The organism is Streptococcus sp. HMSC078H03 (assembly GCF_001808655.1).
Lineage (GTDB): Bacteria > Bacillota > Bacilli > Lactobacillales > Streptococcaceae > Streptococcus > Streptococcus salivarius_G.
Genome location: NZ_KV794072.1, coordinates 1 through 16,972, shown reverse-complemented (window position 1 = coordinate 16,972; position 16,972 = coordinate 1). Strand labels below are relative to the sequence as shown.

Annotated in this window: 15 protein-coding genes; all 15 read left to right on the top strand. The window is 36.7% G+C overall.

The genetic code is table 11. The features are described 5' to 3' along the window. Positions 1–53 precede the first annotated feature (53 nt). Positions 54–1,508, top strand: a complete 1,455-nt coding sequence (gene gltX / locus HMPREF2607_RS00140) for a glutamate--tRNA ligase (RefSeq protein WP_021144664.1) — start codon at positions 54–56, stop codon at positions 1,506–1,508. Positions 1,509–1,962: 454 nt separating this feature from the next. After that, positions 1,963–3,270 carry a GHKL domain-containing protein gene (locus HMPREF2607_RS00135; protein ID WP_002885760.1) on the top strand — a complete coding sequence of 436 codons (1,308 nt, stop codon included), beginning with the start codon at positions 1,963–1,965 and terminating at the stop codon, positions 3,268–3,270. 59 nt (positions 3,271–3,329) lie between these two features. Continuing rightward, positions 3,330–4,220, top strand: a complete 891-nt coding sequence (locus tag HMPREF2607_RS00130; RefSeq protein WP_002885882.1) for a hypothetical protein — start codon at positions 3,330–3,332, stop codon at positions 4,218–4,220. A gap of 21 nt (positions 4,221–4,241) precedes the next feature. After that, positions 4,242–5,522 (top strand): hypothetical protein, encoded by a 1,281-nt coding sequence (locus tag HMPREF2607_RS00125; RefSeq protein WP_021144663.1) that lies wholly within the window; start codon positions 4,242–4,244, stop codon positions 5,520–5,522. Positions 5,523–5,545: 23 nt separating this feature from the next. Then, positions 5,546–6,862: a GHKL domain-containing protein gene (locus HMPREF2607_RS00120; RefSeq protein ID WP_021144662.1), complete on the top strand. Its 1,317-nt coding sequence runs from the start codon at positions 5,546–5,548 to the stop codon at positions 6,860–6,862. Position 6,863: 1 nt separating this feature from the next. Further along, on the top strand, positions 6,864–7,607 hold the full coding sequence (locus tag HMPREF2607_RS00115) for a response regulator transcription factor (protein WP_002885796.1): 744 nt from the start codon (positions 6,864–6,866) through the stop codon (positions 7,605–7,607). 944 nt (positions 7,608–8,551) lie between these two features. After that, complete coding sequence (locus HMPREF2607_RS00110) at positions 8,552–9,751, top strand: argininosuccinate synthase (protein ID WP_002885646.1); 1,200 nt, start codon at positions 8,552–8,554, stop codon at positions 9,749–9,751. Positions 9,752–10,077: 326 nt separating this feature from the next. Then, positions 10,078–11,463, top strand: a complete 1,386-nt coding sequence (gene argH / locus HMPREF2607_RS00105) for an argininosuccinate lyase (protein WP_060971562.1) — start codon at positions 10,078–10,080, stop codon at positions 11,461–11,463. Between the two features lie 84 nt (positions 11,464–11,547). After that, on the top strand, positions 11,548–11,883 hold the full coding sequence (gene rnpA, locus HMPREF2607_RS00100) for a ribonuclease P protein component (RefSeq protein WP_002891957.1): 336 nt from the start codon (positions 11,548–11,550) through the stop codon (positions 11,881–11,883). 115 nt (positions 11,884–11,998) lie between these two features. Next, positions 11,999–12,805: a membrane protein insertase YidC gene (locus HMPREF2607_RS00095; protein WP_070475322.1), complete on the top strand. Its 807-nt coding sequence runs from the start codon at positions 11,999–12,001 to the stop codon at positions 12,803–12,805. An 11-nt stretch (positions 12,806–12,816) separates the two neighbouring features. Further along, the gene (gene jag, locus HMPREF2607_RS00090) at positions 12,817–13,860 is read left to right on the top strand and encodes an RNA-binding cell elongation regulator Jag/EloR (protein WP_021144659.1); all 1,044 of its coding nucleotides are present in this window, start codon (positions 12,817–12,819) and stop codon (positions 13,858–13,860) included. A gap of 131 nt (positions 13,861–13,991) precedes the next feature. Then, positions 13,992–14,588, top strand: a complete 597-nt coding sequence (locus HMPREF2607_RS00085) for a TetR/AcrR family transcriptional regulator (RefSeq protein WP_064520950.1) — start codon at positions 13,992–13,994, stop codon at positions 14,586–14,588. Continuing rightward, entirely contained in the window at positions 14,585–15,148 is a 564-nt protein-coding gene (locus tag HMPREF2607_RS00080) for an NAD(P)H-dependent oxidoreductase (RefSeq protein WP_070475317.1), read from the top strand. Before HMPREF2607_RS00085 ends, HMPREF2607_RS00080 begins: the two co-directional genes overlap by 4 nt. Positions 15,149–15,343: 195 nt before the next feature. After that, the gene (gene rpmH / locus HMPREF2607_RS00075) at positions 15,344–15,478 is read left to right on the top strand and encodes a 50S ribosomal protein L34 (protein ID WP_002885866.1); all 135 of its coding nucleotides are present in this window, start codon (positions 15,344–15,346) and stop codon (positions 15,476–15,478) included. Between the two features lie 207 nt (positions 15,479–15,685). Continuing rightward, entirely contained in the window at positions 15,686–16,828 is a 1,143-nt protein-coding gene (gene tgt, locus HMPREF2607_RS00070) for a tRNA guanosine(34) transglycosylase Tgt (protein WP_060971559.1), read from the top strand. The last annotated feature ends 144 nt before the right edge of the window (positions 16,829–16,972 follow it).

Genomic DNA, 16,972 nt, shown 5'->3' with positions numbered 1-16,972 from the left:
GGCTCAATAGGTATCCAAAGACTGAAGAATGAAACAAAAAAAGGAGATTTATCTTGGCTAAAGATATCCGCGTTCGTTACGCACCAAGTCCAACAGGGCTTCTACACATTGGTAATGCTCGTACAGCATTGTTTAACTACCTTTATGCACGTCATCATGGCGGTACATTTATTATCCGTATTGAAGATACTGACCGTAAACGTCACGTTGAAGATGGTGAGCATTCACAGCTTGATAACTTGCGTTGGTTGGGAATTGACTGGGATGAAAGTCCTGAAACACACGAAAACTATCGTCAATCAGAACGTTTACCGCTTTACCAAAAATATATTGATCAACTTTTGGCAGAAGGTAAAGCCTATAAGTCATACGTAACTGAAGAAGAGTTAGCTGCAGAGCGTGAACGTCAAGAAGCAGCTGGTGAAACTCCTCGTTACATTAACGAGTTCCTTGGCATGACTGAAGAAGAAAAAGCTGCCTACATCGCAGAACGTGAAGCGGCAGGTATTGTACCTACAGTTCGTTTGGCGGTTAATGAGTCAGGGATTTATAAATGGCATGATATCGTTAAGGGAGATATCGAATTTGAAGGTGGTAATATCGGTGGTGATTGGGTTATCCAGAAGAAAGATGGATACCCAACTTACAACTTTGCGGTAGTTGTTGATGACCATGATATGCAAATTTCACACGTTATCCGTGGAGATGACCATATTGCCAATACACCAAAACAACTCATGGTTTATGAAGCTCTTGGTTGGGAAGCACCTGAGTTTGGACACATGACCCTTATCATCAATTCTGAAACTGGTAAGAAGTTGTCTAAACGTGACACTAACACCCTTCAATTTATCGAAGATTACCGTAAAAAAGGTTACCTTCCAGAAGCAGTCTTTAATTTCATTGCTCTTCTTGGTTGGAATCCTGGCGGTGAAGACGAAATCTTTTCTCGTGAAGAACTCATTAAACTTTTTGATGAAAACCGTCTAAGCAAGTCACCAGCGGCCTTTGACCAGAAGAAATTGGACTGGATGAGTAACGACTACATTAAGAATGCAGATTTCGATAAGGTCTTTGCTCTTTGCAAACCTTTCTTGGAAGAAGCTGGTCGTTTGACAGATAAAGCTGAAAAATTAGTGGAACTCTACAAACCACAAATGACAGCAGCAGAAGAAATTGTCCCTCTTACAGATCTCTTCTTTGAAGATTTCCCAGAATTGACAGAGGCTGAAAAAGAGGTTATGGCTGGTGAAACAGTACCAACAGTACTTAAAGCCTTTAAAGCCAAACTCGAAGCTATGTCTGATGATGAGTTTGTTGTTGAAAACATTTTCCCACAAATTAAGGCTGTTCAAAAAGAAACAGGAATCAAAGGGAAAAATCTCTTCATGCCAATCCGTATTGCTGTTTCAGGAGAAATGCACGGTCCAGAATTGCCAGATACTATTTTCTTGCTCGGACGTGAAAAATCAATCAAACATATTGATCAAGTTCTTGCAACACTATAAAAACAAACCCAACAATTGTTGGGTTTTCGAATGCACATAAGCGATATGTCAATGATTATATGATAATTGCTAAGCCTACATTTGTAATATAATGATGATATTTCGTAACCATATCATCATTTTCAAAAGTTTAAATTAGTTTTATAATAGATTGGTAATAAAAATTAGGGAGGAGTGAGCATTATGAGAAGATTTGGTTGGTATTTCTACTACGTTATTGGCATGTACCCATAAAAAGAGGTAATGAGTCAGTTAAAGAGCTTAGTTTTTCTAAGCTCTTTTTTATGTTTATGAAAAGTAGGGGACATGTGGAATCGTCTGATGTTAGATTGTTCTTAATCAGGAAAAAATAGCTTTATATTTTTAGCTTTTTCTAATAGGAGTGACGCTAAATTATATATTTATGTTACAATAAAGTAGGTTGATTTTTGAAAGGAAGGGGGGGAGTCTAGAGATGATCGTTTTATTTACGGTTCTACGTCTATTGGCTATTTTAATTGTTAGTCACGATATGTCAGGTTTGCTCAAAACTTGGAAGAGTAAATGCTGGTTTATCGCAGGGAGTCTCTTGCTCTCTCTATTTGTTGGAGGCATTACAGGGTCGCTCTTAGCACTTTTGTTCTGCTATCTTTTCTTAAATAAAATATCAAGTAGTGAAAAGAATTCTTTTCTTTTCACCTTTTTGCCGTGGGTTTTTGTTGAAGTCACCTCGAAACTGCTTCAACTTTATTTTTTCCCATGGATTTTTCAAATTAATTATTTACAGGTCAAAGACACCCCAGTACTCATTGCTTTGTCTTATCTCTTGATTTACCCAATTTTTCATCTGATTGTCAAAGTGTTCTTTATTGACTTTGGTGCTCTCAATGTTATGGGAAATAACCATACTTACCAAGTTAGACAACGCTTATTGGTTGGGGTGACTCTGGCTTATATTATTTTATCTTTAATTATTTTCTATGCTAGTAACATCTTTCCTTACACAGGCCTCTTTATTTATTTAGCAGGCAGTATTACGGTTGTCTACTCCATCCTCTTTATTTTGCTCTTTGCTCAGCTTAATATTTATTCTAAGAGAAGAGTGAAGGATCAGTTGGCTGAAGAAATGGCTAGACACGAGGAAAGTTTAGAAGAATATAGCCACCGTTTAGAAAAACTCTATAATGATATTTCTCAGGTGAAGAAGGATTATCTCGAAGGGCTTAAAACAATGGAGGTTAGTATCCAACGTCGAGACTTACCTGCTTTGAAACAAGAGTATGCAGAACTTTTAGAGAAATCTGGTAATAGCTTAACGTTATCAAATTATGAATTATCACGTTTGATCAACTTAGAAATCACATCTCTCAAGAGTCTCTTTTCTGCTAAAGTGCTTGAGGCAGAGAACTTAGGAATTAAGGTTAACTTGGAGTTGCCAGATGTCATATCGTCAACTCAGATAGAGGCCTTAGATTTGGTTGTGATTTCTTCTGTCTTCTTAAATAATGCTATTGAGTCGGCGGTGGATTCTGAAGATCCTACTTTAACTATATCTTTCTTTAAAAATCAAGGTTATCTTATCTTGGTTATTGACAATACAACCAGAGAAGAACGTATTCCTGTGTCAAGGATTTTTGATGAAGGGGTTTCTAGCAAAGGTGAAGGCCGAGGGCTTGGTTTGTCTAAGGTCGCAGATATACTTAATCGCTATCCAAAAGTAAATCTTGAGACTCGTAGTTGTGACCATCATTTTACACAGGTCCTCTCTTTTCAGGATAATTGATAAATCAAAGATACTATTTGTGGGGAATAGGATAAGGGAAATAGAAAGGGGAAAAGCATATGCAACTTGCGATTGATGGCCTTATTGCTTTGGTTGTTGTCGTTTCACATCTTGTGATTTTAGCTAGAATGGCTTATCTAGATGTTTTTACTTACCGTTACATTCCTTATGTAATCGTAGTAACTGCCGTTAAGTGGTTAGCCAAGGTGCTATGGCAAATTGATATTCCAGATGCAATTTATCTCCTAGTCTTTATTTTTCTTGAAAAACCTCAGGCTCTACGAGAAGAAAAGTATTTTTATGCTTTCTTTGCCCCTGTCTTTTGGACTTTGATTACAAGTTTCTTTAGTTTTTATCTTTTCCGAGTTTTCTTTAATAAGCCGGTCGAGTTGGTTCCAAACCATTTAGGAATCCTAGCTGTAGATAGTGTTGTTCTTCCCTTCTTTCTAGGTTTGCAAAAAATGTTCGGTTTAGATAGCTTCTTCCAGGAACCCTATCAGGACTTGCAGGATAAATATAAGAGCATGCTCTTGCAAGTTGATCTTATTTTAATTATCAGTTATCTGCTTATCCTCTTTAAACAGGAGATATTCTCCTTGCTTCTGAGTCAGACCTACCTCCCAGGTTACCCTCAAATTTATATTTGGGTTGGTTTCCTTATACACATGTATATTCTTGTTCGTTTTGTTTCCTACGGTAAAGACGTACGAGATAGCAAAATTCTCAGAGAACAAGAGGAGCACTTGAGGAGTCTGGAAGCTTATAATGAAAAAATCGAAACTGCCTATAAGAGTGTACGTTCGTTTAAACATGATTATGAAAACATACTCATTAGTATGCAGACAAGTATTGATAGTGGGGATTTTGACCTTATTGAACAAACCTATCAGGATATTTTGAAAAAGGCAGGTCAAGAACTCATTGAAGAAGATGACGAAAATGTCTCTTGAGTATAAACAGGAAATATTATCATGAACTTACAGCTTTGGACCATGGTATCCCTTGAAAATAGTATTATTCAGATTATTAGTTTTCATATTACCTGGTTTATTTATAAAAAACTAACAAGGAGCAAATTAGCTTACTGGAAAGTATTTTGTTTAAGTCTCTTAGGTATAGTGGTATCACTTGGTAAAGGTGATGGCTTCTATTATCAAGTTGTTATCTTTTTAGCTTTGGCCTTAAAGGAACGGCGGGAACATCGTTTGACGCTCTGGGCAAGCCTCTTTTTTGGAGCCTTCTCGGTTCTTTTTACAGATTTATTTGCGACTTTTACCCCATTTTATGTATTCAATAATCTGTTCACAAATATGACCTTGGGTGAGATTCAAGAAAACTTCTTGCTTAAATTGTTATCTTATGTGATGATTTACCCATTCTTTCTCTATATCAATTATCTTTCCAGTTCAGATGTTGATAAGGTCAAGGAATTGATTTATTCACGTGGTCGTGAACGTCTGTTGATAGCCGTTGATCTGACCTTTGCACTCTACATTATTTGTAGTACTCTTTTGGTATCAACAGGTAGTGATGTGGGAGGGCCAATTTTTATTGCGATGGCAGTTTATCTCCTAATGGTAACAACCTTGAATCGCTACTCTCATAAATTTGTCAGAGAACGTAGTAAGGAAGCTGTGGAGACTTATGTCTATAACTTGGAAGTCTATAATAAACATATTGAGGATCTTTTTACAAAAGTAAAACCTATTGAAAAAGATTTTGAGAGTCTTTTGGTAGCTCTTGAGACCCCATTGGCTAAAAATCAATTATCAGAGGTTTTATCCGTTTATCATGAGCATTTGAATCATCTTAAACTTGATAATTTGGACTTAAATGATAAGTTGGCCCCTCTGTTTGAGATTCCTTATCCGGTATTAAGAAGTTGGATTGTAAACCAAATCATTCCTTTGGAACAAAAAGGTATCACCGTTAGGCTGGATGTCAATGTTGATGCTTATCCTAACAATTTAAATATTGCAGTTCTTATTAGAGTTTTAGAACGTTGCATGAATTTAGCTGAAAAACTTTGGGCCAAGGAGCCGGAGACAGATATTGGTTTCCTTATTCAACAGAATGAGCATGGTAATCTCAGCTTTATTCTTGAGAATACCAATCAGGAAGCTGATCCGAAACTCGATGGTAGTCTGGCTATTAGTCGTGATTTTGCCCAGTTTTGCTGGTCAAACGGTATCGGTTTAACAAATAAAAAAGAATTATTTAAAACCTATCAAATTGTCACGGTAGGACTATAATCGTAGAAAGGAGAGGGATAACTATGCTGGGTAACATCCTATTTCAAATTTTGATGTTTATCATTATTTGGGATATCTACTTACGTATTGGTGGACAAAACACTAATCTTAAAAATCGTATACTTTATTTGTTATTTGATGTTGCTCTATGCATTTGGGGACAACTCATTGGACGCTATATAGGCATAGTACCTCCCTTAGTAGCCATTGTAACATTGACATTTAGTTACCAATTGAATAAAAGTGTCACCTCCGTAGAGCGCTTTTTTCTAGGTTTTTACCCAGTGGTACTAGTCGATTTGGCAAGACGTTTTTTGGCTACTTTCTTCTTTCCACCGATACTTGGCATAACTGTTGATACTTTAAACACTAATATTTGGTGGTCTATGGTACCACTTTCCTTCGTCATGTTGACGGTCAGAATAGTAGATTTTATTTTACGTCTAGATTTTACAGATATCTTGAAAGTTGCTGCCCAACAAGAAAAAAAGAACCGTCTGGGTTTGGTCAACATGCTTCTTTTGCTTTATTATTTAGTTATCTTTTTAGTGTCGACATTTGATACTTATTTTCCAGAGTTACATCTTGAGAGTAGATTTAGGTTGCCATTAGTAATGGGATATCTCTACTTACTCCTCTTTGTACTTGGTGCTGTAAACCAGTTTGCTAAGGAGAAAATAGAGCAGGATTTAGCGATGAAGCAGGCTAACTATCTTGATGATTTGAAGCGTGAGAATACTAGGGTAGAAGGTTTGTATAGAGACTTGATGCATGTTCGCTCTAACTATAATTTCCTACTTAATAATCTGAGAGATATTGAAAGAACAGGGGATATTCGTTCTTATAAAAAAGATTTGGTTGATCTTTATGTCAATCGAGATCAGCATAGTTTTTCAACTCAGGTCACTGATTTGGATAATATCCAAAATCCAAGTATTCATAGTCTACTTTCATCAAAATATCATGAAGCTCAGATGCATCGCCTCAATATTCATGCAGAGATTCCAGATCCAGTGATTCATAACTATCTAACTGATTTAGATTTAGCTGTTGTTTTGGGTCACCTCATGGATAATGCTATTGATGGTGCTCGTAAAGCCAGTGAAGGTTTTATTAGTCTGGCCTATTTTGATGAAGAGGATTGCCAGAGTTTTATTATTGAAAGTACAATTGCAGAAGAGCAAGTGCCACTTTCAATGATGAGTACCCAGCTTTCTCATCCTGAGGGTGGTATAGGTGTTAATGCTGTTCAAGATATTTTGGAACGTTATCCGAACACGTCCTTCTCTGTCCGTAGTCAGAATCATAAAATGATGCAAATACTAGAAATGAGGCCCTAATATGAATATATACATTTTAGAAGATGACTTAATGCAGCAAACACGTATTAGTGACATCATCAGAGAATTGGTTTCAGAGGGCACGTTTTCCGTACGAAAACTTGAAGTTTTTTCTAAACCTCACAAACTATTGTCCAGTATCAATGAAAAGGGCAACCATCAGGTTTTCCTTTTAGATATCGATATTGATGGTGAGCGAAAGAAGGGGCTAGAAGTTGCCTCAGAAATTCGTCAACAAGATGCTAATGCAGTTATTATTTTTGTAACAACTCACTCAGAGTTTGCACCGATTAGTTTTAAATACAAGGTTTCTGCACTAGATTTCATTGATAAGACAGTTTCTAATGCAGAGTTCAAACAACAACTAAAACAAACATTGACTTTTGTGAACCAAAAAGTTGGAGATGTGGATGATGATGAGATTTTTGTGTTTGAAACCGCTCAGTCTCGGATCCAAGTCCCTATGAGAGATATTTATTATTTTGCGACTGCTGTGACACCTCATAAGGTGATGCTGATTACTAAAACAGAGCGTTTGGAGTTTTATGCCAATCTTGGAGATATTACTTCGGTAAATAAAAAACTCTTTTCTTGTCATCGCTCCTTTTTAGTTAATTTGGATAACATATCTCGTATTGATAAGACTCAGTTGATGATTTATTTTGAAAATGGTGATTCTTGTCCAGTTTCACGTTTGAAAATGAAGGCTCTGCTTAAAAAATGGTCAGAGGTAAAAGAACATTAGTCGATGACTAATGTTCTTTTTAGTCTAAAAAAGCATGTGTTTATTTCATAGGTGATTGATTATCTTATGAGTGAACAAATTCTGTAAAAACACAAAATAGATGTCCTTTAGTGATAAAATTTAGAGATTTATAAAAAAATATCTTAAAAAAATGCAGTTCAGGATGAAAAAACGACATTCTATGAAATCGTATAGACAATTAAATTGAAAAAAGCTATTATATAATCAAGATATGTGATTCGGAAATGAGACATCGTCAATCTTATTGAAATCTACATACACTTTATGAAAATAAATAATGTACTTTTATATAACTTTTTCCTAATCCCCATTTTTTATTGGCCGCTCGTCCAATTACATATCTTTTTTATAGAAATTAATAGGCTTGAGAAATCAAGCCGTTTTTTTGTTTTTAAGTGGATTAGTGCAGATTAGGATAAAAAAATACATTCTGTGAGTGAAATTCGACATTTTAGGAAATGAAGATATACATTTGGGGATTGCATGCTATAATGTAATCAAGGTTAGAGAGCAAGAAGAATGTATGGTTTAAGTTAGTCCCTTAAACATAATAATTTCCCTCATTCATTCTATCTAAAATTGCTGTTGTGTTCTCTACCGATGATGCTGTTGTTCAAAAGGTCTGTACTTTGTACAGGCCTTTTGGCATTTTAGAAGATAAATAGTTAAAGATGCTTTTGAATCTATTTGTATAGTTTCAAAAGTGTTTTTTATTTTTCATTACCTCTTGCATAAAATTGAATAAAAATTAAGATTTAAGCACTTCTAAGGTCAAAATAATAAATAAAAACAAATAAAAATGAAATAAATATAAAAAAATAACAAAAAAGTGTTGACAAGTGAATAAATATGCAATATAATTAATCTCGTAAGGTTGATAGAGATAGCAACCACAAGAAAATATAAGAAAAGAGAAAAATATTATGTCAAAAGAGAAAGTTATTCTTGCCTATTCGGGAGGTCTTGATACCTCAGTCGCTATTACATGGCTTAAAAAAGATTACGATGTTATCGCCGTTTGTATGGATGTCGGTGAAGGTAAAGATCTTGAGTTTATCCATGACAAAGCTTTGACAGTTGGAGCTGTCGAGTCATACGTGCTTGATGTTAAAGATGAGTTTGCTGAAGATTATGTGCTTCCAGCACTTCAAGCTCACGCTTACTATGAACAAAAATATCCTTTGGTTTCAGCACTTAGTCGTCCAATCATTGCTAAAAAATTGGTTGAGATTGCTCATAAAACAGGAGCAACGACTATCGCTCACGGTTGTACTGGTAAAGGTAATGACCAAGTTCGTTTCGAAGTTGCCATTGCTGCCCTAGACCCAAGTCTTAAAGTAGTAGCGCCAGTACGTGAATGGAAGTGGTCTCGTGAGGAAGAAATTGAGTATGCTAAGGCTAATGGTGTTCCAGTTCCAGCAGACCTTGATAATCCTTACTCAGTCGATCAAAACCTTTGGGGACGTGCCAACGAGTGTGGTGTTCTTGAAAATCCTTGGAATCAAGCTCCGGAAGAAGCTTTTGGGATTACCAATTCACCAGAGTCTGCGCCAGATGAAGCTGAATATGTCGATGTAACCTTTAAAGAAGGGAAACCAGTTGCTCTTAACGGTAAAGAAATGAAATTGGCTGACCTTATCCAAGAAATGAATGTTATTGCTGGTAAGCATGGCGTCGGACGTATCGACCACGTTGAGAACCGTCTTGTAGGTATCAAATCTCGTGAAATTTATGAATGTCCAGGAGCTATCGCCCTTTTGACAGCTCATAAAGAAATTGAGGACTTAACTTTGGTACGTGAAGTTTCTCACTTTAAACCAATTCTTGAAAATGAATTGTCAAACCTTATCTACAATGCTTTGTGGTTTAGCCCAGCGACACAAGCTATCATTGCTTATATTAAGGAAACACAAAAAGTTGTTAATGGTATCGCTAAAGTTAAGCTTTACAAAGGGCATGCTCAAGTAGTAGCACGTCAATCAGCTAATTCATTGTATGATGAAAACTTGGCTACTTACACATCAGCGGACAGCTTTGATCAGGATGCTGCGATTGGATTTATCAAGCTTTGGGGTCTTCCAACTCAGGTTAATTCACAAGTTAACCATCCATTTGACAATTAATGACAGATTACATAAGAAAAGTAGGCTATTAGAAGAAAAACGCTTCTTATCAGATAAAAGTGGACAGAGAGCCACATCTGATACTCTTTTCTTATAACTTATATTATTATCGTTAAGGCGTTCTGAGAGGCGTCACGAGCCTAAATAAACTACGACAGAGATCTGGTTTTAGGAAAACAAGTGTCCAGAGAGACAAATTAAGCTAGACAAATACTATCTAGCTTTTTTCATTTAAGTTATTGTGACCAAAGAGGTCGTTGCTTGTTATAAGTATTAAGAAAGGATGGAAGATTATCTCAGTGTAGGGAAATCTTCAAAATAAAACTATGGCAGAAAATCATAAACTATGGGGCGGTCGGTTCGAAGCTAGTCTTGAAAAATGGGTAGAAGAATTTGGTGCTTCAATCTCATTTGACCAAAAGATGGCAGAGTTTGATTTGAAAGGGTCTATTGCCCATGTTACGATGCTCGGTGAGACAGGAATTATTACCAAAGAGGAAGCATTACAAATTAAACAGGGATTGGAAGAGCTGCTTGAGGAATATAAGGCTGGTAAACTAGAATTTGATGTTTCCAATGAAGATATTCATATGAATATGGAGAGTCTTTTAACAGCTAAAATTGGACCAGTAGCAGGAAAACTTCATACAGCACGTTCACGTAACGACCAAGTAGCTACGGATATGCACTTGTATCTAAAAGCCAAACTAGTGGAAGTTATTGAGAAGCTCGATAACTTACGTGCTACTTTGGTCAATCTAGCAGACAAACATACCTATACAATTATGCCAGGCTACACCCACTTGCAGCATGCACAACCGATTTCTTTTGGTCACCACTTGATGGCTTATTACAACATGTTTACACGTGATGCCGAACGTTTTGAATTTAATATCAAGCATACGGATATCTCTCCACTCGGAGCTGCTGCACTAGCAGGAACAACTTTCCCGATTGATCGTAATATGACATCTGACTTAATGGGCTTTGCAAAACCATATAGCAATTCCTTGGATGCTGTTTCCGATCGTGACTTTATTCTCGAATTCTTGTCAAACTCAAGTATTCTCATGATGCATATGACACGTATTTGTGAAGAAATCATTAACTGGTGTTCTAACGAGTTTAAGTTTGTAACTCTATCTGATACTTTTTCAACAGGCTCTTCCATTATGCCTCAAAAGAAAAACCCAGATATGGCAGAACTAATTCGTGGGAAATCAGGTCGTGTCTATGGCAATTTGATTGGATTATTGACGGTGATGAAGTCATTACCTTTGGCCTACAATAAAGATCTCCAAGAAGATAAAGAGGGTATGTTTGATACGGTAGAAACGATTACTGTCGCTATTGATATTCTCGCAGGCATGCTCAATACAATGACTGTTAATGACAAACATATGGCAGAGTCAACAGAGAAAGATTTTTCAAATGCTACAGAGTTGGCTGATTATCTTGCATCTAAAGGCCTACCATTCCGTGAAGCACATGAGATTGTTGGAAAACTTGTCCTTGAGTGTACCAAAGCTGGTTATTACCTTCAGGATGTTCCTCTCGAACGTTATCAAGAAGTTTCAGATTTAATTGAAGAGGACATCTATGAGACACTTAAATCTCATACAGCTGTTGAACGTCGTCATTCCCTTGGTGGAACTGGTTTTGACCAGGTTAAATGGCAAATCAAAGAAGCTCAAAAAGCTCTAAAAAAATAAGTCTCTAAGGCCCTAACCATAAGGTTTTGGGCTTTTTTGCTATTTATGATATAATAGTACTAATTTTGAGTTTGGAGTCGCATTTTGAAAAAATCTTATCGCGTTAAGAAAGAGAAAGACTTTAAAGCATTATTTGATGCAGGACACAGTGTTGCTAATCGAAAATTTGTTGTCTACTGTCTGGATCGTGATCTGCCTCATTTTAGAGTAGGTTTGTCAGTCAGTAAGCGTCTTGGTAATGCGGTTACTCGGAATCGGGTAAAACGTCGTCTACGACATGCACTAATGGACATGTCATCTCAGTTAGAACATCAAGATTTTGTCGTTATTGCTCGTAAAGGTGTCGAAGACTTAAGTTATCAAGACATTTATAGCAATCTCGTTCATGTCTTAAAAATAGCAAAGTTATATAAGGACTAGTAGATTATTTTGCTTCTTTACATTGTAGGATAAACTAAGATCACTCCTGATTTTTGAGATACTCTTAATGAATGGAAGCGAAGCAGTTCTTTATCGTATTAAAAAGGAGTTTTTAGTGAAGAAAAAACATAATATATCTGTTTTAGGTGCAGGAGCTCTCTTGCTTTTGTCCGCGTGTGGACGAAGTGATGTTACAAGTCACTCTACAGGCCTTTGGGAACGTCTTATTTTAATGTTTGGGAAGGCTATTCAAGGGCTTTCATTTGGTGGTTCTATTGGATTAGGTATTATTATTTTCACGATCTTAATTCGTGCAGTAATGATTCCTTTGTATAATCGCCAAATTAAGTCAAGCCGTGAACTACAAGAGTTGCAGCCAGAGTTACGTCGCTTGCAGAGTGAGTATCCTGGACGCGAGAATCGTGAAGCTCTTGCTTATGCACAACAAGATCTTTATAAAGAGCATGGTGTAAATCCTTACGCAAGCTTCGTTCCTCTCTTGATCCAATTTCCTATTTTGATGGCTCTTTATGGAGCGCTCACAAGAGTGCCAGAATTGCGAGAAGGAACATTCCTCTGGGTTGACCTAGGTCAGAAAGACCCTTACTTTATTCTTCCGATTTTGGCGGCTGCTTTCACCTTCCTTTCAACTTGGTTGACAAATAAGGCGGCTAAAGATCGTAGTGCAATGCTTCTTGTTATGAATATCATGCTTCCAATCTTTATTTTCTGGTTTGGAACTCAGATTTCTTCAGGGGTAGCACTTTACTGGGCAGTTTCAAACGCCTTCCAAGTTGTTCAGATTTTGGTTTTTAATAATCCATTTAAAATCATTGAAGAACGTAATCGTTTGGAAGCGGAAGAAAAAGAACGTAAAGCTAAGATTCGTCGTGCCAAGAAAAAGGCGAATAAACGTAAATAAGGAGGCTTATTATGGTTGTCTATTCTGGACGAACAGTCGAACAAGCTATCGAAAAAGGTTTGAAAGATCTTAATTTACCTCGTATGAAGGCTCATATTAAGGTGATTTCTCGTGAGAAAAAAGGTTTTCTAGGGTTCGGAAAGAAGCCAGCTCGAGTTAGTGTTGAACCAATAAATGAAAAGATAGCTCATGAAGCAGATCAAAACACCGTTAAAGTGGCTCCTGATGCTATAAAACAATTAGACGATTCTGTCGCAAGTCCAAAAGACGAAACGATTGCTTTCAATAAAGTGACAAAACTTGTTGCGGTTTCAGATAATAAGGAAATTGCACATGAAGACTTAAAGCAACCAGTTTCTACAGAGACTCTTGATGAAGAGTTGCCAGATAAGAAACAGGAGCAACCAAAGGCAACAATTATTCCGCTATCTGTTAAACGTGAGTTATCAGAAGAGGGTGCGACAGAATCTATGGCAAATTCGCTTGAACCCCAACTAGAACCGGTTACTCAAGTTCAAACTTCGGAGACTTCTGAAGGGGCTTTCAGTTCTTTAGTGTCCTCTGAGTTTAGTTCAGATGAGTCTTCTGAAAATAATTTAGAAGATATTCAAGGGGCTGCAGATGATGTTTTATCTTACCTCGAAAAAATTATCTATGAAATGGATGTTGATGCTAGTCTAGAGGTTAGTCACAATCGTCGCAATATTATCATTCAGATTGAAACAGACCAACCTGGTCGTGTTATCGGTTATCATGGCAAGGTTCTCAAGTCTTTGCAACTTTTAGCGCAAAATTATTTGCACGATCGTCATTCTAAACGTTTTAGTGTTGTTCTTAATGTTCGTGATTATTTGGAGCAACGCACAGAGACTTTGATTGATCTAGCAGAAAAAACGGCGGCTAAAGTAAAAGAAACAGGTCGAGAGTACGTTATGGATCCAATGACGAATAGCGAACGAAAAATTATCCATAAGGCACTTTCTCAAATTGAAGGTGTTGAAAGTCACTCGGAAGGGGACGATCCTAATCGTTACGTTGTTGTGACAAAAGTATGATTACAATAGCGTTTATTGCTTACAGAAACTAGTCTTATTTGAAGGCTAGTTTTTTTGACAACAAAAAGTAGACGGCGTATACTTTATTTAAAAGGTAGTCGCTGTCTACTTAGATGGAAATAGGAGTCAAAATGAAACGTAATACTGCTGAATTGAAGGAAAAGTTAATCGAAACTGGAGTCGAGGAGATAAGAACAAGAGGTGTCGATCAACTATCTATCCGAACGGTGGCTCAAAGATGTGGGGTCACCCATGGGGCACCCTATAAGCACTTTGAAAATAAGGATGTCTATCTTCAGGTAGTTTTGGAGCATTTATCTGAGATCTTTTTGAAGTATCTGACAAAAGGGGTAGACTCTTCGCTTGATGTAAGAGGTCAATTAGTATTAATGGGCTGTAATTTTGTGGAATTTGCTCAAAAAGAAACAAATAGTTTTGAGGCCTTGTTTATTAAGTTTCCTTTCAATTATATGGAGCTCACTCGGGACAGTATCTCTGTTAATGCCCATTTACCAGGGTTTGAGCACTTTAAGAGTGTGGTTTTGAAGCTAAAAAGTGAAATGAACATTTCGGGTAGTGAGGCAGAAATATTAGTTCATATCTGGAGTTTTATTACTGGATTAGCCGTTTTGGTAAGGAGTCCTATTGGTGATAATTTCAATAGTAACACTATTGAAGAGACTGTTAGTACTATGTTAGACATCTATGTTAAAGGAGCTAAACAATGAAAACCTTAATTATCTACGCCCATCCAAACGATAAGAGCTACAATGCCTCTATACTAGAGACTGTTAAAGAAAATTTATCGTCTAAACATGAGTTAAAGATTCTAGATTTGTATAAAGAGAAGTTCGATCCTGTTTTACGTTTTGATACAACACATAGGAGAAGAGATTTAGCGCACGATGTAGCTATGAAAGACTATCGAGATTTAATAACTTGGGCAGATCAGTTGATTTTTATTTTTCCAACTTGGTGGAGTGGAATGCCAGCTATCTTGAAAGGATTTATTGAACGCATCTTTGTTGCTGGTTTTGCCTATGAAAATACACCCCGTGGATTGGATGGTAAATTGACTGGGAAAGCTTGGATTATTACAACCCACAATACACCAAAGATTGTTCTACCTTTAGTTCAAGATTATAGCAAAGTCCTAAAATTTCAAGTCTTAAAACCTTGTGGTATTAAACCGGTCAAAGTTACCCAGGTTTCACCTGTTGAGTATATGAGTGACCATAAGCGAAAAGAGGTACTCAAGAAAATAGCTAAACTAGAAAGAAGGTTATGAGCAAGCGATAATATAGGAACGGCATTGTAGTTTACAGTTATCACTAGCTATCGGGCATCGAAGATATAATGAAATTAATATCTAAGTAATTCTTGACAAGATTAAGCTATTGCTATAAAATAGTATGGTATGTTTAGTAACTGATCAAAAATAGCCGGCTAAACGAATACGAAAATCTATCAGGAGGTATTCAACGTGAAACGTACTTATCAACCAAGTAAAATCCGTCGTCAACGTAAACACGGATTCCGTCACCGTATGTCAACTAAAAACGGACGTCGTGTTCTTGCAGCTCGTCGTCGTAAAGGACGTAAAGTTCTTTCAGCTTAAGACATTATTGAAAGCAACAGTGCTCGAGACTGTTGCTTTTTGTTTTTTGCTATAAATGATAGTGTTGATGTTTGATGTTATTCATCCAAAAGTTTGAAAATATAGAGCTGACAATTCTTGTAATTTTTGATAAACTAAAGCGGTTGTGGATAATGACCACTTACTAAAAAATACTTAGGACTGTTTTTCCTAATGTAAGGAGTATAAATGACTGACTTTCCTATTAAATATCGTCTTATAAAGAAAGAAAAACACACAGGAGCACGCCTGGGGGAAATTATCACGCCTCATGGAACTTTTCCAACACCGATGTTTATGCCTGTAGGTACCCAAGCTACAGTAAAAACGCAATCTCCTGAAGAATTAAAACAGATGGGTTCAGGAATTATTTTGGCCAATACCTATCATTTATGGCTAAGACCTGGTGATGAGCTCGTTGCTAAAGCTGGAGGACTCCATAAATTCATGAATTGGGACCAAGCGATTCTTACAGATAGCGGTGGTTTCCAAGTATATTCATTAGCCGAAAAACGAAACATCTCGGAAGAAGGTGTAACTTTTAAAAATCACCTCAATGGAAGTAAGATGTTTTTATCTCCTGAAAAAGCGATCTCGATTCAGAACAATCTCGGTTCAGATATTATGATGAGTTTTGACGAATGCCCTCAATTTTACCAACCATACGATTATGTGAAAAATTCTATTGAACGTACAAGTCGTTGGGCAGAACGAGGGCTAAAAGCACATCGTCGTCCACATGACCAAGGCCTTTTTGGAATCGTACAGGGAGCAGGTTTTGAAGATCTTCGTAGACAATCTGCACAGGATTTGGTTTCCATGGATTTTCCAGGTTATTCAATTGGAGGTCTTGCAGTAGGAGAAACTCATGAAGAGATGAATGCAGTTCTAGACTTTACCGTGCCTTTACTTCCTGAGAATAAACCACGTTATCTTATGGGGGTAGGGGCACCAGATAGTTTGATTGACGGTGTTATTCGTGGTGTTGATATGTATGATTGTGTCCTCCCAACACGAATTGCTCGTAACGGAACTTGTATGACGAGTCAAGGACGTCTCGTGGTTAAAAATGCGGCGTATGCAGAAGATTTTAGCCCTATAGATCCTGAGTGTGATTGTTATACATGTAAGAATTACACACGTGCTTATGTGAGACATTTGTTGAAAGCAGATGAAACGTTTGGAATTCGCCTGACTAGTTATCATAATCTCTACTTCTTGGTAAATTTAATGGCCAAGGTACGACAAGCTATTATAGATGACAATTTACTTGAGTTCCGCCAAGACTTTATAGAAAAGTATGGTTACAACTCAAGTAAAAGAAATTTTTAAATAATTTATTTAGCAGTACATGATTGTACTGCTTTATTTTTTTAAAAATCCTATTGACAAGTATTGATTTGGGTGATAAGATATAAAAGTTGTCTTAACTGACTTGCCACAAACTTGAAAAGGTTCCAAAACTTTAAAAAAGTT

Excerpts from the sequence above, each read along its gene's own strand:
- HMPREF2607_RS00135 (WP_002885760.1), top strand. The coding sequence starts at position 1,963 with ATGATCGTTTTATTTACGGTTCTACGTCTATTGGCTATTTTAATTGTT.
- HMPREF2607_RS00130 (WP_002885882.1), top strand. The coding sequence starts at position 3,330 with ATGCAACTTGCGATTGATGGCCTTATTGCTTTGGTTGTTGTCGTTTCA.
- HMPREF2607_RS00125 (WP_021144663.1), top strand. The coding sequence starts at position 4,242 with ATGAACTTACAGCTTTGGACCATGGTATCCCTTGAAAATAGTATTATT.
- HMPREF2607_RS00120 (WP_021144662.1), top strand. The coding sequence starts at position 5,546 with ATGCTGGGTAACATCCTATTTCAAATTTTGATGTTTATCATTATTTGG.
- HMPREF2607_RS00115 (WP_002885796.1), top strand. The coding sequence starts at position 6,864 with ATGAATATATACATTTTAGAAGATGACTTAATGCAGCAAACACGTATT.
- HMPREF2607_RS00110 (WP_002885646.1), top strand. The coding sequence starts at position 8,552 with ATGTCAAAAGAGAAAGTTATTCTTGCCTATTCGGGAGGTCTTGATACC.
- argH (WP_060971562.1), top strand. The coding sequence starts at position 10,078 with ATGGCAGAAAATCATAAACTATGGGGCGGTCGGTTCGAAGCTAGTCTT.
- jag (WP_021144659.1), top strand. The coding sequence starts at position 12,817 with ATGGTTGTCTATTCTGGACGAACAGTCGAACAAGCTATCGAAAAAGGT.
- HMPREF2607_RS00085 (WP_064520950.1), top strand. The coding sequence starts at position 13,992 with ATGAAACGTAATACTGCTGAATTGAAGGAAAAGTTAATCGAAACTGGA.
- HMPREF2607_RS00080 (WP_070475317.1), top strand. The coding sequence starts at position 14,585 with ATGAAAACCTTAATTATCTACGCCCATCCAAACGATAAGAGCTACAAT.
- tgt (WP_060971559.1), top strand. The coding sequence starts at position 15,686 with ATGACTGACTTTCCTATTAAATATCGTCTTATAAAGAAAGAAAAACAC.